The 24,389-nt window shown below is 65.0% G+C and carries 21 protein-coding genes and 1 tRNA gene; 9 read left to right on the top strand and 13 right to left on the bottom strand.

Going from position 1 to position 24,389, the window contains the following annotated elements; all coding sequences use genetic code 11:
* Positions 1-106: 106 nt before the first annotated feature.
* Positions 107-1,465, bottom strand: a complete 1,359-nt coding sequence (gene tig / locus J2R78_RS34990) for a trigger factor (RefSeq protein ID WP_253608445.1) — start codon at positions 1,463-1,465, stop codon at positions 107-109.
* A gap of 164 nt (positions 1,466-1,629) precedes the next feature.
* Positions 1,630-1,714, bottom strand: a tRNA-Leu gene (locus J2R78_RS34985).
* 136 nt (positions 1,715-1,850) lie between these two features.
* On the opposite strand from J2R78_RS34985, the gene J2R78_RS34980 reads away from it, so the two are divergent.
* From J2R78_RS34980 to J2R78_RS34970, 3 genes are all read left to right on the top strand, one after another.
* Positions 1,851-3,200 (top strand): multicopper oxidase family protein, encoded by a 1,350-nt coding sequence (locus J2R78_RS34980; RefSeq protein WP_253610002.1) that lies wholly within the window; start codon positions 1,851-1,853, stop codon positions 3,198-3,200.
* Positions 3,201-3,218: 18 nt separating this feature from the next.
* Positions 3,219-4,304 (top strand): enolase C-terminal domain-like protein, encoded by a 1,086-nt coding sequence (locus tag J2R78_RS34975; protein ID WP_253608444.1) that lies wholly within the window; start codon positions 3,219-3,221, stop codon positions 4,302-4,304.
* A gap of 77 nt (positions 4,305-4,381) precedes the next feature.
* Positions 4,382-5,092: a hypothetical protein gene (locus tag J2R78_RS34970; protein WP_253608443.1), complete on the top strand. Its 711-nt coding sequence runs from the start codon at positions 4,382-4,384 to the stop codon at positions 5,090-5,092.
* Between the two features lie 35 nt (positions 5,093-5,127).
* Here the strand turns inward: J2R78_RS34970 and J2R78_RS34965 are convergent, their stop codons facing one another.
* The gene (locus J2R78_RS34965; protein ID WP_253610001.1) at positions 5,128-5,904 is read right to left on the bottom strand and encodes a tetratricopeptide repeat protein; all 777 of its coding nucleotides are present in this window, start codon (positions 5,902-5,904) and stop codon (positions 5,128-5,130) included.
* A 349-nt stretch (positions 5,905-6,253) separates the two neighbouring features.
* Between J2R78_RS34965 and J2R78_RS34960 the strand changes: the two genes are divergently transcribed.
* Positions 6,254-6,595 carry a hypothetical protein gene (locus J2R78_RS34960; RefSeq protein ID WP_063790074.1) on the top strand — a complete coding sequence of 114 codons (342 nt, stop codon included), beginning with the start codon at positions 6,254-6,256 and terminating at the stop codon, positions 6,593-6,595.
* A gap of 93 nt (positions 6,596-6,688) precedes the next feature.
* Here J2R78_RS34960 and J2R78_RS34955 read toward each other — a convergent pair whose 3' ends face one another.
* The 4 genes from J2R78_RS34955 to J2R78_RS34940 form a co-directional block, all read right to left on the bottom strand.
* Positions 6,689-8,107, bottom strand: a complete 1,419-nt coding sequence (locus tag J2R78_RS34955; RefSeq protein ID WP_253608442.1) for an MFS transporter — start codon at positions 8,105-8,107, stop codon at positions 6,689-6,691.
* Positions 8,108-8,169: 62 nt separating this feature from the next.
* Positions 8,170-9,543, bottom strand: a complete 1,374-nt coding sequence (locus J2R78_RS34950; RefSeq protein WP_253608441.1) for an LLM class flavin-dependent oxidoreductase — start codon at positions 9,541-9,543, stop codon at positions 8,170-8,172.
* Between the two features lie 39 nt (positions 9,544-9,582).
* A complete protein-coding gene (locus tag J2R78_RS34945; RefSeq protein ID WP_253608440.1) occupies positions 9,583-10,782 on the bottom strand; it encodes a CaiB/BaiF CoA-transferase family protein in 1,200 nt (399 codons plus the stop codon).
* Complete coding sequence (locus J2R78_RS34940) at positions 10,772-11,773, bottom strand: CoA ester lyase (RefSeq protein WP_253608439.1); 1,002 nt, start codon at positions 11,771-11,773, stop codon at positions 10,772-10,774. The genes J2R78_RS34945 and J2R78_RS34940 overlap by 11 nt, the downstream gene beginning before the upstream one ends.
* Positions 11,774-11,930: 157 nt before the next feature.
* Between J2R78_RS34940 and J2R78_RS34935 the strand changes: the two genes are divergently transcribed.
* Positions 11,931-12,830, top strand: a complete 900-nt coding sequence (locus J2R78_RS34935; protein ID WP_253608438.1) for a LysR family transcriptional regulator — start codon at positions 11,931-11,933, stop codon at positions 12,828-12,830.
* Here J2R78_RS34935 and J2R78_RS34930 read toward each other — a convergent pair.
* The 3 genes from J2R78_RS34930 to J2R78_RS34920 all read right to left on the bottom strand — a co-directional run bounded on the left by J2R78_RS34930 (position 12,827) and on the right by J2R78_RS34920 (position 15,085).
* Positions 12,827-13,384, bottom strand: a complete 558-nt coding sequence (locus tag J2R78_RS34930) for a flavin reductase family protein (protein WP_253608437.1) — start codon at positions 13,382-13,384, stop codon at positions 12,827-12,829. The two genes, J2R78_RS34935 and J2R78_RS34930, sit on opposite strands and share 4 nt — an antisense overlap.
* Positions 13,385-13,470: 86 nt before the next feature.
* Positions 13,471-13,596, bottom strand: coding sequence for a hypothetical protein (locus tag J2R78_RS34925; protein WP_309145028.1), 126 nt, complete (start codon positions 13,594-13,596; stop codon positions 13,471-13,473).
* A complete protein-coding gene (locus tag J2R78_RS34920) occupies positions 13,586-15,085 on the bottom strand; it encodes an NAD(P)H-hydrate dehydratase (protein WP_253608436.1) in 1,500 nt (499 codons plus the stop codon). The genes J2R78_RS34925 and J2R78_RS34920 overlap by 11 nt, the downstream gene beginning before the upstream one ends.
* Before the next feature lie 354 nt (positions 15,086-15,439).
* On the opposite strand from J2R78_RS34920, the gene J2R78_RS34915 reads away from it, so the two are divergent.
* Both J2R78_RS34915 and glnA read left to right on the top strand, forming a co-directional pair.
* Entirely contained in the window at positions 15,440-15,778 is a 339-nt protein-coding gene (locus J2R78_RS34915; RefSeq protein ID WP_011441447.1) for a P-II family nitrogen regulator, read from the top strand.
* Positions 15,779-15,929: 151 nt separating this feature from the next.
* The gene (glnA, locus tag J2R78_RS34910; protein ID WP_028333940.1) at positions 15,930-17,339 is read left to right on the top strand and encodes a type I glutamate--ammonia ligase; all 1,410 of its coding nucleotides are present in this window, start codon (positions 15,930-15,932) and stop codon (positions 17,337-17,339) included.
* A 166-nt stretch (positions 17,340-17,505) separates the two neighbouring features.
* On the opposite strand, the gene J2R78_RS34905 is transcribed toward glnA, so the two are convergent.
* Entirely contained in the window at positions 17,506-17,769 is a 264-nt protein-coding gene (locus J2R78_RS34905; RefSeq protein WP_168855915.1) for a tautomerase family protein, read from the bottom strand.
* Between the two features lie 152 nt (positions 17,770-17,921).
* On the opposite strand from J2R78_RS34905, the gene J2R78_RS34900 reads away from it, so the two are divergent.
* Positions 17,922-18,899, top strand: coding sequence for a GlxA family transcriptional regulator (locus J2R78_RS34900; RefSeq protein ID WP_253608435.1), 978 nt, complete (start codon positions 17,922-17,924; stop codon positions 18,897-18,899).
* A gap of 184 nt (positions 18,900-19,083) precedes the next feature.
* On the top strand, positions 19,084-20,313 hold the full coding sequence (locus tag J2R78_RS34895) for an ABC transporter substrate-binding protein (protein ID WP_253608434.1): 1,230 nt from the start codon (positions 19,084-19,086) through the stop codon (positions 20,311-20,313).
* A gap of 274 nt (positions 20,314-20,587) precedes the next feature.
* Here the strand turns inward: J2R78_RS34895 and J2R78_RS34890 are convergent, their stop codons facing one another.
* Both J2R78_RS34890 and J2R78_RS34885 read right to left on the bottom strand, forming a co-directional pair.
* A complete protein-coding gene (locus J2R78_RS34890) occupies positions 20,588-21,655 on the bottom strand; it encodes an ABC transporter substrate-binding protein (RefSeq protein WP_253608433.1) in 1,068 nt (355 codons plus the stop codon).
* A 181-nt stretch (positions 21,656-21,836) separates the two neighbouring features.
* Complete coding sequence (locus tag J2R78_RS34885; RefSeq protein ID WP_253636033.1) at positions 21,837-24,110, bottom strand: PAS domain S-box protein; 2,274 nt, start codon at positions 24,108-24,110, stop codon at positions 21,837-21,839.
* Between the last annotated feature and the right edge of the window lie 279 nt (positions 24,111-24,389).

Raw genomic sequence — 24,389 nt, 5'->3', positions numbered from 1 at the left:
CTGGGCAGGTCGCAGAAGTTCAAGCTGATTCGCGTCTTCGCGCCTAGCGACGGGACCCGTCGCGAGGCGCGCTTTCGCGGTTCATCATTAACGCGAGGTGCCGAAATTAAGCGGCAGTTTTCTCGGCGTCTTCATCCTTGAACAGCTCCTCCTTGGTGACCTTCTTCTCGGTCACGTTGGCGAGCTCCAGGACGAAGTCGACAACCTTGTCCTCGTAAATCGGGGCGCGGAGCTGGGCCAACGCCTGGGCGTTGCTGCGGTAGTAGTCCCAGACTTCCTTCTCGCGGCCGGGCATCTGGCGCGCGCGCTCGATCACGGCGCGCGACACCTCGTCGTCGGTCACGGTAATCTTGTTCTTCTCGCCGATCTCCGACAGCACGAGGCCGAGGCGGACGCGGCGGTCGGCGATCTTGTGGTACTCCTCCTTTGCCGCTTCCTCGGTGGTGTTCTCGTCGGCGAAGGTCTTGCCGGACGAGTCCATCTCGGCCTTGATCGAGTTCCACATCAGATTGAACTCTTCGGCGACAAGCGACGGCGGCGCCTCGAATTTGTGGCTCTCGTCGAGCCGGTCGAGCAGCGCGCGCTTGACCTTCTGGCGGGTGGCGCCGGCGAACTCGGCCGTCAGGCGCTCGCGGGCGGCCTCCTTCAGCTTGTCGAGCGACTCCAGGCCCAGCGTCTTGGCGAACTCGTCGTCGATCGTGGTCTCACCGGGCGCCTCGATCAGCGTCGCGGTGGTCTCGAACTCGGCCGGCTGGCCGGCGAGCTTCTCGTTCAGATAGTTCTTCGGGAACGAGACCTTCAGCGTGCGAGTCTCATTGGTGCCGATGCCGATCAGCTGCTCCTCGAAGCCCGGGATGAACTGGCCGGCGCCGATCACGACCTGGATGCCCTCGCCGGTGCCGCCCTCGAAGGCTTCACCGTTGATGGTGCCCTTGAAGCTGATGGTGACGCGGTCGCCCTTCTCCGCCGCGCCCTCGGCCTTGGCATTGTACGGGCGGCTGCCTTCGGCGATCCGCTTGATGGCGTCGTCGACATCGGCGTCGGAGACTTCGACGACCGGCTTCTCGACCGAGAACGACTTGAAATCGGCGAGCTGGATCGGCGGCACGACCTCGATCGCGACGGTGTAGGTCAGGTCGGTCTTGCCCGACAGCAATTCCTCGACCTGGTCCTTCTCGGTCGGCATCGTGATCTTCGGCTCGCCGGCGAGGCGGAAGCCGCGATCCTCGAAGATCTGCCGGTTGGTGTCGCTGATGGTCTGGTCGATGGTCTCGGCCATCACCGAGCGGCCGTAGATCTTCTTGAGATGCGCCACCGGCACCTTGCCGGGACGGAAGCCGTTGAGACGGACCTTGTCCTTGAGGTCGACCAGCTTGGCGTCCGCCTTGGCATCGAGATCGGATGCCGGGACGCTGATCTTGAATTCGTGCTTCAATCCCTCGTTGAGGGTCTCGGTGACCTGCATGGTATCAATCTTCTTCCGCTTTTGCCGCGGCCCGAGCGGCCGTGGCAGTGTTCAATCTGTTCGACGATGGGCCTTGCGGCCTAACGTCTGTGGGTTCGGCGAACCCTCACCCCATCGGGGCCAAAGGTTCTCCAAGAATTCGTCATGCAAACGCTGTAAGCGCTTGGTGCGGGCGGAGGGACTCGAACCCCCACAACTTTCGTCACTGGAACCTAAATCCAGCGCGTCTACCAGTTCCGCCACGCCCGCGCGAAAAGCATCCCAGTCCGGCCGCGATGCCGCGGGCGGCCGGGCTTATAACATGCGCCCACCGGTTCGCAGCAAAAAAATGGCCGCTGTTGAGCCCGCCCTGCGACCGATCGCGACTGGACAGGTACTCTTGAAAATGGTCCGCATCGGCCGGATGGCAAGTCCTCCCGCAAGTCCCGAATTTTCACTCACCCGGCGCAACCTGATCGCCGCCCTCGGCGCCGCGGCGCTTTGCCCCGCTCTGCCGGCCACCGGCGCGGCGCAGGGCCGGACCGCGGTCGCGCTCCAGGCCAAACCTGACCGCATCTCGCTTCGTCCGGACGGACCGGGTCCTGGCGGACCGGAGACATCGGTCTGGTCGCTCGGCAGCGGCGACCTCCGCTTCAAACGCGGCGAGGTCCTTGACGTGACCTTTGGCAATGACCTGCCGGTCGCGGCCGCGCTGGACTGCCGCGGGCTCGACGGCGTCGCGGCGGCGGAGCCACTGGCCTCCCGGGCGCTGCTTGCCGCCGGGGCCAAGGATAGCTTCCAGCTGCCGCTTCGGCATGCCGGCACCTTCCTGTGCGAGCCGCTGATCGGCGATGGCGGCACGGCGCCGGCACGGCCGCGGCCGCTGATCGTGACCGGCACCTCGCCGGTCGCGGTCGACCACGACGAGGTCCTGCTGATCGAGGAGTGGCGCCTGCGGCCGGACGGAAGCGCAATCCCGGCCGGCAATGATCCAAAAGATTCGACGCAAATTCATACGATTAACGGGAAAACCTCATACGATATCTCCGCACCGGCCAATGCCCGCCTCAGACTCCGCTTTATCAACGGCAGCCAACGCAGCGTGTTGGCGATCAAGCTGGAGAACCTCGACGTCCGTGTGATGGCCATCGACGGCCAGCCGGCCGAACCGTTTTCGGCCCGCAACGGTGCGCTCGTCCTCGCTCCCGGCAGCCGCACCGATGTCTTCGTCGACGCCGCCGGACCGGCCGGAACCAGCTTTCCGATCCTGCTGCACGACGGCAAGCAGGCTCGCCCGGTCGGCAAGCTGGCCGTCTCGAACGACCCGCCGGTCCGCTCGGCGCCGTTCCCGCCGGCACCGCCGCTGCCCGGCAACGACATGCCCGCTCAGCTCGATCTCAAGAGCGCCGCAAGGTTCGAGCTAACCCTCGGCACGCCGACCGAATGGTTCCGGCCGGCGGACTTCAAGCCATCAGCCGCTCCGGCCTTTCAGGCCAAAGCCGGCCGGCCGGTTGTGCTCGCGCTGACCAACCGCGGCCCGATCGCCAGCGTGTTTCATCTGCACGGCCATCACTTCCGTCTGCTCGACCGGCTCGACGACGGCTGGAAGCCGTTCTGGCTCGACACGCTCGCGATTGAGCCGGGCCAGACCCAGCGCATCGCCTTCCTTGCCGAATATCCCGGCCGCTATCTGGTCGAGCAGGTCGCGACCGACTGGGCCGCGCCGCGGCTGGTCCGATGGTACAGTGTCCAATAACAAAAAGAGGAAACGTCCATGAGCCAGACAGTTGCAGCGATCCGCGGAGTTCGTGCGCGAAGCGTCGTGGTGCCGCTCAAGCGCCCTGTGAAGAACGCCTTCGGCGTGATCGATTCCGGCCCGCTGGTTCTGATCGATGTCGAGACCGACCAAGGCGTTACCGGCCGCACCTATATCTTCGCCTACAGCAAGCTCACGCTTAGAGCACTTGCCTATCTGATCGAGGAGATCGGCCGCGAGCTCATCGGCAAGCCGGTCGCGCCGTTCGACCTGATGAAGGCGATGGACGCCAGGTTTCGGCTGCTCGGCTGGCAGGGCCTGGTCGGCATGGCGGTATCCGGTCTCGACATGGCGTATTGGGATGTACTCGGACAGCTTGCCGGCCGGCCGCTGGTCGAACTGCTCGGCGGCTCGGCGAAGCCGATCAAGGCCTATGACAGCTACGGCGTAGTCGATCCCGTCGCCGACGAGGGCGCGCTGCGCCGCTCGCTCGACCAGGGCTTCAAGGGCATCAAGATCAAGGGCGGCGACGGTGATGCCGCCAATGACGAGCGCGTCGTGAAGGGCGTGCGCGCCCTGCTCGGCCCCGACATTGCGTTGATGATCGACTTCAACCAGTCGCTCGATCCGGCGGAGGCGACCCGCCGCATCGCCCGCCTTGCGCCCTACGATTTGCACTGGATCGAGGAGCCGGTGCCGCAGGAGAGTCTGTCCGGCCACGCCAAGGTCCGCGAGACCTCGCCGACGCCGATCCAGGCCGGCGAGAACTGGTGGTTTCCGCGCGGCTTTGCCGAAGCGATCGCGGCCGGCGCGTCCGACTTCATCATGCCCGACGTGATGAAGGTCGGCGGCGTCACCGGCTGGATGCAGGTCGCGGGCCAAGCCGACGCCGCATCGATCCCGATGTCGAGCCATCTGTTCGCGGAAGTCAGCGCGCATCTGCTCGCGGTGACGCCGACCGCGCACTGGCTCGAGTTCCTCGACTTCGCCGGCGCGATCCTCACAAGGCCCGCCGAAATCGTCGACGGCGCCGTGACCGCTCGCGGTCCCGGGCTCGGCATCGAGTGGAACGAGTCGGCCGTCGCGAAGTATCTCGTCAGCTAGCGGCGATCCTGGCCGGTGAGCGCACGCTTCACCTTTGCGACGCATTCATGTAGGTCGATCCGAAATCGGAGCGCCCAATGTCGACCAATAGCAAGCTGACGCTCAAATTCCGCTGTCCGACGGAGCTTGACGGACTGATACCGGCCCCCATACCGGCGGCCCAGGGCGTTCCCGACTGGCTCAAGGCCATGCCGGCGACGGCCTTCTCCTCGATCAACCTGCACGACGAGGACACCATCAAGCGCTGCCCGCCGTTCGTCGATGCGATGACCTGCGGGTTCTTGCTGCCGCTGGTTTGCGATCTCAAGGTCGAGGACGGCGAAATCACCTGGGACCAGGACCTGCCGCCGGGAGGCACGCCGGAATTCCCACGCTCACCGATCGGCTTCCACGACCCGGGTCAGGTCACCGGCACTCCGCTGTTTGAAGAGGGCCGCTTCTTTCTCAAATTCCACAATTTGTGGACCGTCGAAGCCCCGGAAGGCTACGCGATCTACTTCACCCATCCCGTCAACCGCTTCGACCTGCCATTCACCACACTCAGCGGCCTGGTCAATTCCGACCTCTATGCCGACAATTGGGTGCACTTTCCGGCGTACTGGCACGACAGGAATTTCAGAGGCGTCCTCCCCAAGGGGACTCCGATCGCGCAATGTATTCCCGTCAAGCGAGACGACTGGACCGCGCAGGCAACGCCGTTCACCGCCGAAGACGCCAAGCGGGTCGGCGAACTCCGCACCGAGCTCAGACGGCAGCCGAACCTCTACCGGAGAAACTTCAGGGCGTAAGGCATGGCGGAATGCCGTCCGCCGCGCGCTCAATCTCACTCCCCGCCGAGGAACTTCGCAGCGGCGCTCTGGGAGAAGAAGAAGCGGCCATGAGATCCCGAGGCCATGACGAATGCCGCGCGTCCAAACAGCTGGGGCTGACCGCGCATCACCGAGCGCAGCGCTGCCTCGGCAGCATCGCGCTCCCCCTGCTCGAAAAGGCAGGTGGCGAGGTGGGCGCGGGTTGAGCGATCATCCGGGTATTGCGCGAGCACGCGGCGGAACGCATCCGCGGCTGCGGCGTAGTCGCCACGGAGGATCAGGACCCGCCCGAGCTGGTTGAGAATGTCGGGGCGTCCCGGCGCGGCATCACGTGCCGCCGTCAGGACGCTTGCAGCCCGCGCGATGTCATTGGTCTCCTGCAACAGGCGCCCGAGATCGAGCTTCAGGTCGACGCTCTCAGGGGCCAGCGCGAGACCGGCCTCGATCGTGCTGATCGCCTCGTCGTGTTGCCCGGCCTTGGCAAGCTGCCCGGCGAGTTCTTGAAAGGACGGAAAATATGGCGGGCGGCGTGCCGCCGTGCGCCGAAGCTGTGCGATGCCGTCGGTGACGCGGCCCGCGCCGCACAGCAACGCGCCGAGCAACGTCTCGACCTCTCCATCGTCGCCGCGACGGGCAACGCGCTCGAGCGCGGCGATCGCCTCGCCTCCCCGGTTCTGCCCCATCAGGGCATGCGCAAGAAGAAGCGCGGCGTGTCTGTCCGTGCGGTTCGATTTCAGGACGTTCGTCGCAATCTGCTCGGCCTGAGCAAACTGCTGCGCCCGCAACGCCAAGGCACCTTGTTGCAGCGCCTGAGCGAGGAAATTGTTCTGCCTGCCACTCACGAGAGGTTTCTGGAGGATCCGAGAGAATGTTGAGGGCCCTGGCCCCGCCATCGCGGGGCGTCCAGCAACAGTCTCGTGAAAACGCGACATGAGGTCAACAGCAGCGCCCCGCCCACCTTCTGGCCTACCCAACGGCCTGATGTCGTCGGGCCCATGGCGATCACATCAATTCGCATCGAAATCGCGAAACGGAACCCGTCAATTCGGGACAAGCGTTGGATAAATCCTGTAGTGTCGGAGTTGATCGGCGTGCCGCCGAGCGAGTCTGACACCATGGGGCTCAGATCGGAGAACAGGGATGGCACAGTGTATCGTCGTCGTTCAATTCGACCTTCCGAAACGAACTGAAGAACAGGCCATCAGGGGTGGCATGGGCACCGCCCCTATTTACCGAAAGCTCGCAACAAAGGGGCTGATCCGCAAAGACTATCTCAATGGAGAGGCCGGTACCGGCGGCGTCTATCTCTGGGAGAGCCGAGAGGCGGCCGAGGCATGGTTTACCGAGGCCAAGATCGTCGAGCTCACCGGACGGTTTGGAGTCCGGCCGCGGCTGACCTGGTACGACACACACGTCACCGTCGACAATCTCAAGGGCGAGACGCGGGTCAGCCAAACCGCGCTGATTTCCGCAGCGGAATGAAATCGACCTGAGGTCAGCGTCGAGCGCCCGCATCTGTGCACAGTGCGGGCGCTGTAACGCGGCCGTTTTCGACCGGGGCCTTTGGCCCGACGCCTACTCCCCGCCTCCGGCAATCCCGCCGGGGCTCGGTTGCAGCTTGCCGCGCACCTCCGCGGATGACGCTTCGCCGTCCATCGCCTCCGGCCGCAATGCCTCCAGCGGACGCTTGCGGGTCTCGATGCCGAGCACCGCGACCGCGACCGCCTGCACCACCAGGAGCCCGGCCACCACAGAGACGACGCCGGTGACACCGAACCTTGTGAACAGCTCGACCACGATGAACGGCGTCACGATCGACATCAGGCGACCGGCGGTGTTGCAGATGCCGGAGCCGCGCATCCTGAGCTCGGTCGGGAACAGTTCGGGGATGTAGAGCCCCCAGGCCAGCGCCAGCATCACCGCCACCGTGAAGACCAGGAGGAAGCCGATCACGACGAAGGCGACCGGGTTGATGAACATCGGATAGATCAGTCCGAGCCCGGCAGCCGCGAGCGACAGCACGATCAGCGACGGCTTGCGGTCGATCTTCTCGCCGATCCACATTCCCGACAGCGTGCCGAGCGGGCTGCCGAGCGTCATCAGCATGGTGTAGCCGAGCGATGACGACAGGTTGATGCCCTGCTTGACGAAGAAGGTCGGGATCCAGGCGATGAAGCCGTAGACCGCGGTGTTGAGCCCGATCAGGATCAGGCAGCCGACGATGGTCCGCGCGATCAGTGCGCGCGAGAACAGGCGCGTGAAGCGAACGTCCGGCTGCACCGGGGCCGGCTGATAGGCCGGGGTCGCCAGGGTCCGGCCCTTGCCGACCTCCTGCTCGATCGCCGTCAGCACGGCCTCCGCCTCGGCGCTCTTGCCCTGCGTCTCGAGCCAGCGCGGCGATTCCGGCAGCGAGCGCCGCAGGAACCAGACGATCATCGCGCCGACGCCGCACAGCGCGAACATCCAGCGCCAGCCGAGATGCGGAATGACGACCCAGCCGACCAGGGTCGCGACGAACAACGCACCATTGGTGCAGGTCGCGAGCGCCGCGCCCCAGCGGCCGCGCTGCTGCGGCGGGATGAATTCGCTGAGCACGACATAGCCGACGACGATCTCGGCGCCGAGCCCGAGGCCCATCACGAAGCGGGCCCCGATCAGCCAGTTCATCGACGGCGCGAGCGTTGCCGCCAGCGCGCTGAGGCCGAAGATCAGGAGATTGGCCTGGTAAGCGAACTTACGGCCAAAGCGGTCGCCGGCGACGCCCGCCAGCCAGGCGCCGATCAGCATCCCGACAAAGGTCGCCGAGATGAAGCGCGCATTCTGGGCGAGGTCCGAATAGCCGGACTGAACCAGTGCGCCGAGAATGCTGCCGGCGAGGAAGATCTCGAAGCCGTCGACGAACAGCCCGGCTCCGATCAGCGCGAATATCCGGTAGTGAAATCCGGCGATCGGCAATCTATCGAGCCGGCCCCCCGCGTTAACGCCCTTGGTCACTTCAGCCTCCCTGATTTTGATTTTGTTTTGATCGTTGTCTGCGCCGGCGTTCTGTCCCGACCTCATCCGGTCGAGACGCGCGCCTCCTCGTCGGCTACGCCGGCATGCACGGCCTGCGGCCGCGGCAGGCCGAGATTCTCGCGCAAGGTGTCGCCCTGATACTCGCGCTGGAACAGGCCACGGCGTTGCAGCTCGGGCACGACGAGGCGCACGAAGTCCTGATAGGTGCCGGGCACATGGGTGGCCGCCACGACAAAGCCGTCGCAGCCGCCTTCGCAGAACCAGCGCTCCATCTGATCGGCGACCGCCTTGGGCGAGCCGACGAAGGTCGGCAGTTCGGCGAGCGTTCCCCTGCCGCTGAACTGCACGAAATCGCGCGGTGTCGGATTGGGCTTGCCGCAGAGATTCATCACGCGGTCGCGGATCGCCTGCAATCCGCTGATCGATGCCAGCTCGTCCGATGTAAACGGCTCGTCCATCGGCTTGGCCGCGAAATCGTAGTTCAACACCTCAGACAACAGCGTCAGCGCATCGATCGGCTTGGCGAGCCGGTTGATCGCCGCGAACTTGTCCTCGGCCTCGGCCTGGGTCTCGGCGACGACTGGATAGACCGCCGGCGCGATGCTGATGTCCCTGCCCGTCTTGGCCAGCGTCCCCTTCAAGTCCGCATACTGCTTCTTCGCGATGTCGAGATTGGGATAGATCACGAAGATCAGTTCGCCCCAGCGCGCCGCGAAGGTCTTGCCGCGGCCGCTCTGGCCGGCCTGAATGATCACCGGATGGCCCTGCGGCGAGCGCGGCACCGTGAACGGGCCCCGCGAGCGGAAGAACTGGCCGTGATGGTCGAGCCGGTGCACCTTGGCCGGGTCGGCGAATAGCCCGCTCTCGCGGTCGAAGCTGACGGCGCCGTCCTCCCAGCTGTTCCAGTGGCCGAGCACGACCTCCATGAACTCGTCGGCCCGGTCGTAGCGCAGATCATGGCTGAGGTGCTGCGAGGCGCCGAAATTCGCCGCCTCGGAGTCGTTCAGCGAGGTCACCACGTTCCAGGCGGCGCGGCCGTTCAGCAGCAGGTCCATCGTCGCGAACACCCGCGCGACGTGGAACGGCTCGTAATAGGTGGTCGAATAGGTCACGCCGATGCCAAGCCGCTCGGTCGCCAATCCCATCGTGAGCGCAACCGAGACCGGATCGAGCTTCGCCGCGCGCACGCCGTGGCGGATGGTCTCGCGGAAATCGTCGCCGAAGCGATCGGGGATCGCGAGCCGGTCGTCGAAGAAGGCGAGATGAAACTTGCCGTGCTCCAGCGTGCGCCCGATCTCCTGATAATAGTCGCGCGAGAACCAGTTCGGCTTCGAGTCCGGATGGCGCCAGGAGGCGGGATAGTTCGAGCAATTCTGGGCCTGCAGGAAGCCGATCAATTTCATCTGCCTGGTCATGGCGTGGTTCCTTCGTGGCCGCGGGAGAATTGGGGCATGTCAGATCACCCCGTCGCTGCGCAGCGCGGCGAGCGCCGCCGCGGTTGCGCCGGCAAGTGAGGTCAGGACTTCGTCGGTGTGCGCGCCGAGCGCGACGCCGGCATGCTTGAACTGCGGCGGCGTGCGCGACATTTTTGGGATCGCGCTCGGCACCGCAATCGGCCCGGCGCGCGAGGGCACCTCGGCGATGTTGCCGCGGGCGCGGTATTGCGGGTCGGCGAAGATGTCACTGATGCTGTAGATCGGCCCGCAGGGCACGTCGTAGCGCTCGCATTCGGCAAGCGCCGTCTCCAGCGGCTTGGAGCCGATCCAGTCGGCGACCATCCCGTTGACCTCCTCGCGCCGCGCCAGGCGGCCGGCCATGGCCGCATAGCGCGGGTCGGTCGCGAGTTCGGGGCGCTGCATCGCCTGCGCCAGGCGCTCGAACATCTTGTCGCTCGAACAGGCCAGCGCCACCCATTTGCCGTCGGCGGTCTGGTAATGGCTGTGCGGCACGACATTGACGGTGTCGGCACCGAGGCGTTCGCGGACGAAGCCGGTCTTGGCGAACACGGTCGCCATCTCGTCGAGCAGCCGAAACACCGATTCATAAAGCCCGATATCGACCACCTGCCCGTGTCCGGTGGCTTCGGCATGGCGCAGCGCCAGCAGCACGCCGAGCGCGCCCCATAGCCCGGAAATGTAATCGGCGAGCGAGGTCGATCCCGGCATCACGGGTTGGCGTCCCGCCTCGCCGGCAAGATAAGCGAGCCCGCTGAAGCCGTGCGCGATCCGGGCAAAGCCCGGCTTGTCGCGCAGCGGGCCGTCCTGCCCATAGGCGCTGATGCGTAGCATCACGAGTCTTGGGTTGATCTCGCGCAGCGCCTCGAAGCCGAGCCTCCATTTTTCCAGCGTGCCCGGCCGGAAGTTCTCCAGCACCACGTCGGATTGGCGGACCAGCTCGCGAAACAGCGCGGCACCTTGCTCGGTGCGCAGATCGAGCGTCACCGACTTCTTGTTGCGGGCCTCGCTGAGCCAGACATAGGTGTCGCCGCAGTCGCTCGGGGTGCCGAACCGGCGCAAGGGATCGCCTGTGCCCGGCTGCTCGATCTTGATCACCTCGGCGCCGAAATCGGACAGCACCGTCCCGCAGAACGGCGCCGCCACGAAGGTCGCGATGTCGAGCACGCGAATTCCGGAGAGCGGTGGCTCATGCGACATCCCGCACTCCTTGTCTGCCTGCCGCCTGAATTGCGTCATGGCGCTCGATGATCGCCTGCGCGCGCTTGAGCACCGCAAGATCGATCAGCACGCCGTCCTGCCCGAAGGCGCCGTCGCCGCCGGCGCTGGCGGACTGGATCTTGGCGGTGATCTCGCGCGCCCAGCCGATCTCGCGTGCGGTCGGCGAGAACACCTCGTTGGCGGTCTCGAGCTGCGAGGGATGGATCGCCCATTTGCCCTCGAAGCCAAGCGCGGCCGCCCGCGCCGCACTGGCGCGAAAGCCTGCGGCATCGCCGAAATTGGCATAGGGGCCGTCGATCGCACGCAGGCCGTGGGCGCGGCAGGCATTGGCGATGCGGGCGAGCGCGAAGTGCCACTGGTCGTTCCAGTGCATGCGGCGCGCGCCGCCCTCGACCGCATCGGTGAGCACGGCATAGCGCGGATCGGAGGCGCCGATGATCTCGCCGCAGGTACGCAGGTCGATCGAGTAATCGCCGATGCCGAAGATGACCGCTTCCAGCCGTTCCGACGCCTGCACGATGTCCTCGACATTGGCGAGCCCAAGCGTGGTCTCGATCAGGATCTCGATGCCCAGCGGCCTTGCGCGCGGGAACTCGCGCTCGAGCCCCGCCAGCAGCGCGTCGACGAAACGGACGTCGAACGCGGTGCCAACCTTCGGCACCATGACGAGGTCGAGGCGCGGCGCGCGGCTGACGATCTCGATGACGTCGCGATGCGCCCATTCGGTGTCGAGCCCGTTGATCCGCACCGCCAGCGTCTTGTTGCCCCAGTCGATCCGGTTCAGCGCCTCGATCGCGATCTCGCGCGCCTCGGGTTTTCGCGGCGGCGCAACCGCGTCCTCCAGATCGAGGAAAATGAAATCGGCCGCGCTACTCGCTGCGCGTTCGAAGAAATGGGTCGAGGTCGCGGGAACCGCGAGTTCGGAACGCTGGACGCGGCGCGTGCGCGGCTTGGTGACGGTGAAGGACATCGGAGCGTCTTTTCTGGAGCATCTTTTCTGCATCGCGCCGCAGGATCGTCTCCCACGGCCAACAACAATCATGCTAGATGTCCGACACTGATCTTTCTAACGAGATTATCTTAAGAACTGTTCAGTTCTCCGGGACAATCGTCTGCAGGGCAAAACGATGTCGCAGATCAATTTCAAGCTGCTGCACATGTTCATCGCGGTCGCGGAGAACAAGAGCTTTCGCCAGGCCTCCGAGCAGCTCAACCGCTCGCAATCCGCGGTCAGCATGCAGATCAAGCTGCTGGAGGATCAGGTCGGCGCCGCGCTGTTTCATCGCACGACGCGACGCGTCGAGCTGACCGCGGAGGGACTGCAACTGCTGACGCATGCGCGGCGCGCGCTCGGCGAATGGGAGAACGGCCTGCGCGAGATCCGTGAGGTCATCGACATCCAGCGCGGCACGCTGTCGCTGGCCTGCGTCCCGACCATTGCCGCGACCATCCTGCCGCAGGCGCTGCACGCCTTCCAGGCGAGCTATCCCGGCATCAACATCAATCTGCGCGAGCTTGCGGCCGAGGACATGCTGGACTGCCTGCGCCGGCGCGAGGCGGATTTCGGCATCGGGCCGGAGATGGACGGCTCGACCGAGTTTCAGTTCGCGCCGCTGTTCAACGACCCGATCTATGCGTTGGCGACAAGAGCGTTTCCGTTTCGCAAGCGCAGCGCGGTCGACCTCACCGAACTGTCCGCCTATCCGATCCTGCTGAACTCAAAATCGGCGGCGCTGCGCTCGATGCTGGAGCGTGCGCTCGCCACGCGCAATCTGCAAATGAAGATCAAGTTCGAGGTCGAACACAGCTATACGCTGGCCGCGTTGGCCGGCGCCGGCCTCGGCGTCGGCATCCTGCCGAAGGTCGCCTTGCCGCGGCCGGTCAGGAAGACGATGCAGGCGCTGCCGATTGTCAATCCTGTGCTGGAGCGCACGGTCTGCATCGTCTCGCTGCGCGGACAATCGTTCTCGCCGGCCGCCGGCGCGCTGACATCAGTGATTCACAAATTCCTCAAGCCGCGCCCTTAGGTCCGCCGGGCCAACCCGCAGAACGCGCCACCAAAATAGATCAGCGGCGTCTCCCCCTCACGCAGATGCATCGCGCGGACCGCGCCGACGAAGATCGAATGCGTGTCGTGCGCATGCTCGTCGATCAGCTCGCAGTCGAGCCCGATCAGCGCATCCTTAAGGATCGGCGCGCCCGCGGCCAGCGACAGCCAGCCGTCGGCGTCGGAAAAGCGATCGTCCCGCTCGATGCCGCGGCGGCCGGCGAACACGTTGGCCAGTTCGGCCTGGTCGGCGTGCAGCATGTTGACGCCGAACGCGGCGGTGCGCCGGATCAGGCCATGCGCGCTCGCCGAGAGGTTGACGCAGGCGATCAGCCGCGGCGGCGTGTCCGACAGCGAACAGACCGACGTCGCCGTCATCCCCGTTCTGTCGCCCGGGCCGCCCGCCGACAGGATCGTCACCGCACCGGCGTGGTGGCGCATCGCCGCGCGATAGGACGCGGGGTCGACGCTCCCGTGAGCCGGAGCGGCGGCGGTCCGTGAGGCGGTCGAAAGCAGGCTGGTCGGTGCATTCATCTGGCTGTTCCGGGCGAGAGGCGACGGTTTTGAATCGTATAGGCCAGCCGGATCGATCGCAGAAACGCAAATATCTAACCAGTTGTTCAGATCATCCGATCAATGCCGGGCGTGTGCAGGCCGGCGAGCCGCGGCAGCGCCTGATCGAATGCCGCGCGATGCACGCGCGCGGCAACATCCATGTCGGCCAGCACGAGCCGCCTAATACTCAATCCCGAACTCGTCATAGAGACGGCGGAACACGGCGGGCAGCACTTCGGTGAGATCTTCCGCGATCAGGCCGGGGCCCGCCTCGCTCGCGCTCTCGCCGTGCATCCAGACGCCGATGCTGGCCGCCTCGAAGGCCGCGACGCCCTGGGCCAGGAAACCCGCGATGATGCCCGACAGCACGTCGCCGGCGCCGGCGGTGGCGAGCCACGGCGGCGCGTTGGCGGCGACAGTGGCGCGGCCGTCGGGAGACGCGATCACCGTGTCGGCGCCTTTCAGCAGCACCACCGCGCCGGAGCGCTCGGCCGCCGCGCGCACGCGCTCGAGCTTGGAGCGGCCGGGATGCTTGTTGGAAATATCGCTGAACAGCCGCGGAAACTCGCCCTCATGCGGCGTCAGCACCACCTGCTGACCGGCGCTTGACTTGATCGCCTCGAACAGCCGGTCCGGCGCGCCGGCAAAGCTGGTCAGTGCATCGGCGTCGAGCACCAGATGCCGCTGCGCCGACAGCGCGGTGTGGACGAAGTCACGGGTCCGCGCGCTGACCCCAGCGCCAGGACCGATCACGCAGGCATTGAGGCGCTTGTCGCCAAGCAACTCGGCGAACTGGATCGGGTTGTCGACCGCGCGCACCATCACCGCGGTCAGCGCCGCAGCGTTGACGGCAAGCGCATCGCGCGGCGAGGCCAGCGTCACGAGGCCGGCGCCGGCGCGCAGCGCGGCGCGCGCGGCGAGCCGTGCCGCCCCGGTCGAGGCGAGATCGCCCGACACCACGACGGCGTGCCCCCGCGCGTATTTGTGGCCGTCGATCCGCGGTACCGGAAACGACCATCGCCAGGCCTCCGGCGCATTCTCCGCGGTCAGCGGCTTGATCTCGTCGAGCACCTGCGCGGCGATACCGATGTCGGCGACGCGCACCCGGCCGCAATACATCCGGCCCGGCAGCAACAGATGCGCGGGCTTCTTGCGGAAGAAGGTGACGGTCTCGGTGGCCTGCACGGCCGTGCCCATCACCGCGCCCGATGTGCCGTTGATGCCGCTCGGCAGGTCGACCGCCAGCACCGGCGTACCGTTGGCATTGATCGCCGCGATCATCTCCAGCGGATCGCCCTTTACCGGCCGGTTGAGGCCGGCACCGAACAGCGCGTCGACGATCAGCGCCGGCTTGCCGAGCGCCTGCGGGTTGAACGGCAGCACCGGATATTTCCAGCCCTTCGCCGCCAGCGCCGCGTCGCCCTGCAGGCTGTCGCGCTCGCAGAGCAGGATCACCGAGACCTCGCGGCCGCGCGCGGCAAGCTCGGCGGCAGCGACAAAGCCGTCGCCGCCATTGTTGCCGCGGCCGGCGACCACCACGATCGGCCCCTCCTCGACCAGGTCCATCGCGGCTTCCGCGACGGCCTGGCCCGCGCTCATCATCAGCGCAAAGCCCGGCGTTCCGGCTGCGATGGTCAGCCGGTCAGCGCGCTCCATCTCGGTCGTGGTCAGAACGTCCATGCCGAATCCTCAATCGCTTCGCCTTTTCGAGAGGCAATTCCTGTGACGTTCGTGGGGTTTCTACTGGCCGACTGCATACGGATTGATCTATTTGCCTATTTGTTAGGCTTGGATATCATAGCCCATGTGGTTCGATATCAGCCGATTGCCTGTTAAAAGGCTGATAACATTCTGAAATCGGGGACCTTAACAACTTGGCATAGACCCTGCTTTTGAGGAAGCCGCGCGCAAGGCCGCTTCATGCGACCATTGCGCGTGTTTCCGGCCACCGGCCGGAAGCCTTAAGACCAACCAGACTGCGCCCCACGCGCATCGAACTCGACCCTGCAATCTGCAATGCCCGGGAGGCGCTCAGTGAAGAAGATTGAAGCCATCATCAAGCCCTTCAAGCTCGACGAGGTGAAAGAAGCGCTCCAGGAAGTCGGACTGCAAGGCATCACCGTCACCGAGGCCAAGGGATTTGGCCGCCAGAAGGGCCATGCCGAACTCTATCGCGGTGCGGAATACATCGTCGACTTCCTGCCCAAGGTGAAGATCGAGATCGTGATCGGCGACGACCTGGTCGAGAAGGCGATCGACGCGATCCGCCGCGCGGCGCAGACTGGCCGGATCGGCGACGGCAAGATTTTCGTCTCCAACATCGAGGAAGCCATCCGCATCCGGACCGGCGAATCCGGGCTGGACGCTATTTAAGGGCGGTGCTATCCGGATTTTCTGACGGCAAAAGAGAAAAAAGGCTGCTTCGGCAGCCTGATTTCGTTTGTGTAGTCACACGAACTCGCCAAAAGCGGGAATAACGTCGCTCTCCGCTGGAAACCGACCCGCACATCCATAAGGGGTATTCATGAAGACCGCCAAAGACGTCCTGAAATCGATCAAGGACAACGACGTCAAATACGTCGACCTGCGCTTCACCGATCCGCGCGGCAAGTGGCAGCACGTCACCTTCGACGTCAGCATGATCGACGATGACATCTTCGCCGAGGGAACGATGTTCGACGGCTCGTCGATCGCCGGCTGGAAGGCGATCAATGAATCCGACATGTGCCTGATGCCCGACCCGGTCACCGCGACGATCGACCCGTTCTTCGCCGAGACCACCATGGTCATCACGTGCGACGTGCTCGAGCCGACCACCGGCGAGCCCTACAACCGCGACCCCCGCGGCATCGCCAAGAAGGCCGAAGCGATGGTGAAGTCGATGGGCGTGGGCGACACCGTGTTCGTCGGCCCCGAGGCCGAGTTCTTCGTGTTCGACGACGTGCGCTATTCGGCCGAACCATACAACACCGGCTTCCGCCTCGACTCCTCCGAGCTGCCGATCAACTCGGCGACCGAATATGAGGGCGGCAACCTCGGCCACCGCATCCGCACCAAGGCCGGCTACTTCCCCGTGCCGCCACAGGACTCGGTGCAGGACATGCGCTCGGAGATGCTCGGCGCGATGGCCAAGATGGGCGTCAAGGTCGAGAAGCACCACCATGAAGTCGCTTCGGCCCAGCACGAGCTCGGCATGAAGTTCGACACGCTGACGCTGATGGCCGACCATATGCAGATCTACAAGTACTGCATCCACCAGGTCGCCCACATCTACGGCAAAACCGCCACCTTCATGCCGAAGCCGGTCTACGGCGACAACGGCTCGGGCATGCATGTGCATCAGTCCATCTGGAAGGACGGCAAGCCGACCTTCGCCGGCAACAAATACGCCGACCTGTCGGAGACCTGCCTGCACTACATCGGTGGCGTCATCAAGCACGCCAAGGCGATCAACGCCTTCACCAACCCGTCGACCAACTCCTACAAACGTCTGGTGCCGGGCTATGAAGCCCCCGTGCTGCTCGCCTACTCGGCGCGCAACCGCTCGGCGGCCTGCCGCATCCCCTACACCGCGAACCCGAAGGCCAAGCGCGTCGAGGTGCGTTTCCCCGACCCGATGGCCAACCCCTATCTCGGCTTCGCCGCGATGCTGATGGCCGGTCTTGACGGCATCAAGAACAAGATCGATCCGGGTCCGGCGATGGACAAGGACCTCTACGATCTGCCGAAGGAAGAGCTGAAGCAGATCCCGACCGTCTGCGGCTCGCTCCGCGAGGCGCTCGAGAGCCTCGACAAGGACCGCGCGTTCCTCAAGAACGGCGGCGTGTTCGACGACGACTTCATCGACGCCTATATCGAGCTGAAGATGACCGAGGTCGCGCGTTTCGAAATGACCCCGCACCCGGTGGAATTCGAGATGTACTACTCGCTGTAAATCTTACGGCACCGACGACAAGCGAAAGGCGCTTCCACCGGAAGCGCCTTTTGTTTTTGGGTGAGAACGGTGCGTAGGATGGGTAGAGCGAAGCGAAACCCATCGCACCGGTGCAAGCCTTGAGATGATGGGTTTCGCTTCGCTCTACCCATCCTACGCAGGACGGTTACACCTTCGCCTTGGCGAGCCGCCGTCCGCCGGCGTCGAGCGCGCCGAATTTGCCGGCGATCATGTCGGGCGTCGGGATCATGCCGCCGAGCGACCAGCTCGCCGGCTCGCCTTCCTCGATCTTGACCCAGACGTTGCGGCGGAAGTCCGGGTTGCCCTGCCCCTCGATCTCGACCATGAGATCGGTGACGCGCTCCAGCAGCGCCTGCTTCTGCGCGACATCGAAGATGCCGCGGACGGTGGAAATGGTGACGTAAGGCATGGTCTCTCTCCATTGCTGAGGGTGTGACAACGCAGCGAAGATGGACCGGCACGGCACAATCAGGCAGTGGCCGATCGGACAGAGATCGGGCAATATCTGCCACCGCCCGATTGCGCTGATCGGCTAGCATGACGGCAAATTCCGGAGGTCCCATGAAGCTTGCGATCCTCGCGCTGGAAGGCTGCATGCAATCGGCGGTCGCCGGCATCGCCGACATCCTCACCCTCGCCAACCACGTGATGCAGCTGCGCGGCGGCAAGGCGCGCTTCAGCTGGCAGACGCTCTCGCTCGACGGCAAGGCGGTGCGCGCCGGCGGCGGCAAGTTGCTCGCCGTCGATGGTGCGGTGGGCAGGCGGACGGCGTGCGACGCGATCATCGTGCCGGGCAGCCTGGTCGATCATCTCACCGCCGAGCGCCTGCAACCGCAATATGACCGTGCTGGCGCCTGGCTGCGCCGGCAGCATGCCAGCGGCCGGCTGATCGGTGCATTCTGCAGCGGCGTGCTGCTGCTCGCCAATGCCGGCCTGCTCGACGGCCGCCGCGCCACCATCACGTGGTGGCTGCAGAGCGAGCTGCGCCGCCGCCATCCCAAGGTCGATCTCGCCGGTGATGCCGTGATCACGCAGGCCGATCGCCTGGTCTGCGCCGCCGGCCCGATGTCGTGGGTCGATCTGTTGCTGCGGCTGATCGAGCTTGTCGAAGGCGCGGAGGTCGCAAAAATTTGCGCCGACTATGCGGTGATCGACACCGCGCAGCGCACCCAGGCGATCTTCATGCCGCTCGGCTACATGCTCGGCCAGGATCCGCTGCTGATCAAGGCGGACATGCTGGTGCGCCGCACCGGCAAGGCCCCGATCACGGTGCGCGGCCTCGCACACGCGCTCGGCCTCAGCGAACGCACGCTGAACCGCCGCTTCCGCGAACTGACCCACGAGCCGCCGCAGGCCTTCATCATGCGCCGCCGCGTCGAGCACGCCCGCACGCTATTGGAAACAACGGCGCAGCCGATCAAGGCGATCGCCCGCGCCACCGGCTATGAGGACGAGAGCAGCTTTCGAAAAGCCTTCCGCAAGCTCACGCTGACGTCGCCGCAGGCCTATCGCGCGCAGCGATCGATGCGCGCGGCCTGATCGCAGGAAGCCCGGAAGACTACGGTCAGCAACGCTGACGAACCTGATGACGTGATGCGAACCGCACACAAGGTTGTGTTTCCGGGATCGACAACGCCTGGGCTCGGGTGTTCACTGCCGGCAAGGACCCGAAAGCGGCTTCCGATAAAACACACATTCATTTTTCTGCATGGGGAGAAACGAGATGTCTTTCGTCGCTCGACGAATGGCGGCGCTTTCGACCGCCATCACCATTCTCGCTGTCTGTGCTGGCAGCGCATTGGCACAGAAGAAATACGACACCGGCGCAACCGATACCGAAATCAAGATCGGCAACATCATGCCGTATAGCGGGCCGGCATCCGCCTACGGCACCAGCGGCCGGGCCCAGGCGGCCTATTTCCGCAAGATCAACGCCGAGGGCGGCATCAATGGCCGCAAGATCAACTTCATCTCCTATGACGACAGCTACAGTCCGCCGAAGACGGTCGAGCAGGCGCGCAAGCTGGTCGAAGGCGACGAGGTCCTGCTGATCTTCGCCTCTCTCGGCACGGCATCCAACGGCGCGATTCAGAAATACATGAACGTGAAGAAGGTGCCGCAGCTGTTCATTCAGACCGGTGCCACCAAGTGGAACGATCCGCAAAGCTTCCCATGGACCATGGGCTGGCAGCCCAGCTATCAGAGCGAGGGACGGATCTACGCCAAGCACATATTGAAGGAAAAGCCGAACGGCAGGATCGCGGTCCTCTACCAGAACGACGATTATGGAAAGGACTATCTCAAGGGCCTGAAGGACGGCCTCGGCGACAAGGCGGCGTCGATGATGGTGATCGAGGATGCCTATGAGGTGGCCGAGCCGACGATCGACACGCACATCGTCAAGATGAAATCGATGAATGCCGACGTATTCGTCGACATCGCCACACCGAAATTCGCGGCGCAGGCCATCAAGAAGGCGGCCGAGATCGGCTGGAAACCGCTGCACATCCTCAACTCGGTAGGTTCCTCGCTCGGCGCCGTGATCCAGCCTGCCGGCTTCGAGAACGCACAAGGCATCATCTCGGTGGCCTACCTGATGGATCCGCTCGATCCGCAATGGAAGGACGATCCCGGCATGAAGGCGTTCGACGAATATCTCTCCAAATATTTCCCCGAAGGCAATCGGGCCGACAGCCTGATTATGACAGGGTACAATGCGGCTCAGACGCTGGTTCAGGTGCTTAAGCAGTGCGGCGACGATCTCACGCGCGCCAACGTCATGAAGCAGGCCGCCAACCTGAAGGCCTTCCGCACCACCAACCTGCTGCCCGGCATCACAATGAACACCAGCACGATCGATTTCGCGCCGATCAAGCAGATGCAGCTCAGACGACTCAAGGGCGAGCGATGGGAGCTGTTCGGGCCGATGCTCAGCGCGGAAGTGGGAGGTTAGCCGACCGCAGCCCCTCACTGCGCCGCCCGGCGGTCCGAGCGTTATCCGCGTCATTGCGAGGAGCTCGCGACAAAATTGCAAAGCAATTTTGCGCTGAAGCGACGAAGCAATCCATCTCTCCGCGTATCCGGAAAGATGGATTGCTTCGCTTCGCTCGCAATGACGCTAGTAGCCTTGGATCTGTAGGATGGGTAGAGCGCAGCGAAACCCATCATCTCGCCCCCTGCACAAGCGATGGGTTTCGCTTCGCTCTACCCATCCTACGGAGCTTGACCTACACCCGGAACAGCTTCGCGTACCTCGCCTTGATCTCCTCCGACTGCACCTGCACCTGGGCCGGATCGGCCTTGAGCATTTTCAGTTTGTCGAGCGGCACGTGACCGGCCTTCTCCTTCACCTTGGCGTGGAACGAGCGGTGCGCGAATTCGTCAGCCAACATCTGCTGGGTCTCGGCGCTGAAAAAATAGCTCTGGAACAGCCGCGCCGCATTCGGGTTCGGCGCGTTCTTGAAGATGCCGCTCGGGACGATGATCAGCGGCGCGCCCTCGGCGGGATAGACCACCTCGACCGGCTTGCCCTGATCCTTGGCCAGCACGAGGTTATAGTCGTTGCCGTCGGCCATCACCGCACGCTCGCCGAGCAGGATCTTCTTCGGCGGATCGGCCGCCGACTGCACCTGCATCACGCGCTGTTGCGAAAGCTTCTCCAAATACGGCCAGCCGAGGTCGCGCGCCAGCACGAAGGTCGCGGTCATGATCGCGCCGGAATAGCTCGGGTGGCCCTTGACGATCTTGCCGCGCCACTTGGGATCGAGCAGGTCGGCGTAGCTCTTCGGCGCCTCCTCGCGCTTCACCTGTTCGGTGTTGTAGCCGATTACCTCGAACCAGGCGCAGGATGTCGCCGAGGTGCCGTCGGGATCGATCTGGTCGGCCGGAAAATGCCTGGCGACGTCCTCCGGCACATAGGCCGCGAGCCAGTCGTTCTTCTTCCAGTCGAGGTAATGCGCGGGATCTGTGGAATTGGCGACGTCGACGGCGTTGATGCCGCTGCCCTGCTCCTGTGCGATGCGCTGGAAGATACGCTCCGCGCCCGAGCGCTCGACGCGGACGCTGATCCCGGGATATTTCTGCTCGAAGTCACGCGCGAGACGCTCGGCCGTGTTCAGCTCCAGCGCGCTGTAGAACGAGATCTTGCCTTCCTTCTTGGCGGCTGCGATCAGCTCCGGCGTCACGGCTTCCGCCGGCGGCGCCGCCGCGTGCAGCGGCTCCGCGAATACCATGCCGGCGGCGGTGGCCGCCGTCACCTTGAGCCAGTCGCGCCTCGACCATTTGCGGTCCTGCATTCCATACTCCCTGAAATCGGGCCGTTGACCGGCCGCGCCTTTGTCGCGGGAGCTTAGCGCGTAGGATGGGTAGAGCGAAGCGAAACCCATCAAATAGCGGCCGCATCAGGGATGATGGGTTTCGCGCAGTTTATCATCGGGCCGCGCTTGCGGACCCGTTGGCATCCAGGTCACGCCGCGGCTACGTCTTCGCGGGCGGATTCTCGCGCAGGAAGCGTTCGAGATCGGGCTGCACGGAATAAGGCTGCGGAACCGGATCGCCCTGAAAGTCGACCTGAAGATCAAGGCAGCGCCGCAGCATCCGCGCCAGCTCGCCGCGCCGATAGGGCTTGGTCAGCAGCGGAATGCCGTGGCCGCCACGCCCCTGCTGCGCGGGCAGCACGCCGTCACTGTAGCCCGAGGTGAACAGCACCCGCAGTGCCGGGCGCCCGGCCATCAGCGTCTCCGCCAATTGCCGGCCGTTCATGCTGCCGGGCATCACGATATCGGTGAACAGAAGGTCGAACGCGGTGCCGCGTTTGACGATCTCGAGCGCGGCGTCCGCGTTCGCCGCAACCAGAACGTGGTAGCCGAGGCTTTCGAGCTGGCCCGTGACATAGTCCCGGATCGTAGGATCGTCCTCGACGCACAGGATCGTCTCGTCGCCGCCCCTGACGGGCAGATCGTCCTCCTCCGCCGCGCGCTGTGCGGTGCCGTCGGCCTTCGGCAGATAGATCCTGAAGATGGTGCCGCGCCCCTGCTCGCTCTTGACCTCGATACCGCCGCCGCTTTGCTTGACGAAGCCGAACACCATGCTGAGCCCAAGCCCGGCGCCCTGCCCGACCTCCTTGGTGGAAAAGAACGGATCGAAGATCTTCTCTAGATGCGTCGGCGAAATGCCGGTGCCGGTATCGGTCACCTCGATCACGAGATGATCGCCGGCGCGCTCGACGCCGCACGCCACGGCGTCGGGAATCCCGAGCTGGATGTTGCGGGTCGCAAAGCTCAGCATGCCGCCGTCGGGCATGGCATCGCGCGCATTGATGGCGAGATTGACCAGCGCGGCACCAAGCTGGCTGCGGTCGACGAAGGCGAGCCAGGCGTTGCGGCCGAGCTCCGTCCTGATCTCGGTCTGCGAGCCGAGCGTCTGCGACAGCAGCCGGACCACCTCGCCGACCAGGTCGTTGACGTCGGTCTCGCCGGGCTGCAGCGGTTGCTTGCGCGCGAATGCCAGGAGGCTCGAGGTGAGCTGCGCGCCGCGATCGGCGGCATCGCTGATCAGCTTGGCGATCGCGGCGAGTTGCGGGTTGTCCTTGACGCCGTCGGCAAGGATCTCGATCGTGCCGGTGATCACGGTCAGCATGTTGTTGAAGTCGTGCGCGATGCCGCCGGTCAGCCGCCCCAGCGATTCCGACTTCTGGGCCTGGATCAACTGCTCCTCGGCGATCCGGCGCTGGCTGACGTCCCTGACAAAGGAATTGATGATCCAGCCGTCACCGCGGCGCAGCGCGTTGAGGGACACCTCGACATAGAACCGGTGACCGTCGCGGTGCAGGCACGCCGTTTCAAAGCGCATGCCCATGCCGCCGGCCGCGGTCTCCTGCAGGAAGCGGGTGATCCGCTGCCGGTGCGCGAGGCGCAGCTCCTCCGGAAACACCAGTTCGACCACCCGATAACCGACCGCCTCGGAGCGCGTCCAGCCGGTCAGCGCCTCGGCCTGCGGGCTCCAGTCGAGAATGACGCCGTCCTGGTCGGTCTGGACGAAGGCGTCGAGCGCGGTCCTGACGATGGCCTGCGCCATCTGCTCGCTTTCGACCAGCGCCTGGTGTGCCCGCCGCTGCGCGGTGACGTCATGCAGTACGGCGACCGCGCCCCGCAGATTGCCGGTATCGTCGCGCAGCGGCCGCGCGTTGACGACAAGGAAGACGGCCGGTTGCGGCGGTTGCGGTTTGACGATCAGCTCGAAATCGTCGACGTCATCGCCGCGCAGCGCACGCGCCATCGGCGTGTCCGGGATCGGCATCACGGTGGTGCCGTCGGCATAATAGTTCTGGAAGGTGCGAACGCCGGTCAGGGTATCAAAACCGGGTTCGACACTGTACAGCCGTCGCGCCGCGGCGTTGACGATCACGATCATCCCGTGCTCGTCGGCGACCACCACCGGATCGCGGATGCTCTCGACGGTCTTCTCCAGCAGGTGCTGCCTGCTGCCCAGCTGCGCCGACAATTCGGCAAGCGTCGCCGCGAGCTGAGCGGTCTCGCCGTCATCGCTTGAGCCGAGCGAGACCTGCTGGCCGCGCGACAGCGCCTCCGCCGCCCGCACCAGCTGGGCGGGCGTCCTGGACAGCGATCTCGCAATCACCTCAGCCGTCATCAATACCACCGCAACCGCGCCACCCGCGAGCAGAACGCCCGGCCAGGTCACGCCATGGATGAAGCCCAGCGCGAGCAGGAGCGCGGCGACGGGAAACAACATCCCCATCGCCAGACGGCCCGACAAATTCATCCCGACCAACCCCTCGTGTCGGCTGCACCCGAAAGTGGAAAAGGAAAAGCAGTATTCGGAAAGGGGCGTCGGCGCCGGAGCAAATATCCCTGTTGCTTAGCCGAGTCCGGCGCCGCAATCCGCCACTTTCGTATCCGTATTAGTACGGAGGGAGGCCGATTCCGGCGCACGCGCAATACCGGAAGTATAGCTGCGACCTGTCGACCAGCGGTACATCTCGCCGGCAGCACAACTCAATATACCGAGAAT

Origin of the sequence: Bradyrhizobium sp. USDA 4538 (assembly GCF_024171045.1) — a bacterium.
Taxonomy (GTDB): domain Bacteria; phylum Pseudomonadota; class Alphaproteobacteria; order Rhizobiales; family Xanthobacteraceae; genus Bradyrhizobium; species Bradyrhizobium australafricanum.
The sequence above is the reverse complement of the archived record's forward strand: the minus strand, read 5'-3'. Positions and strand labels throughout refer to the sequence as shown.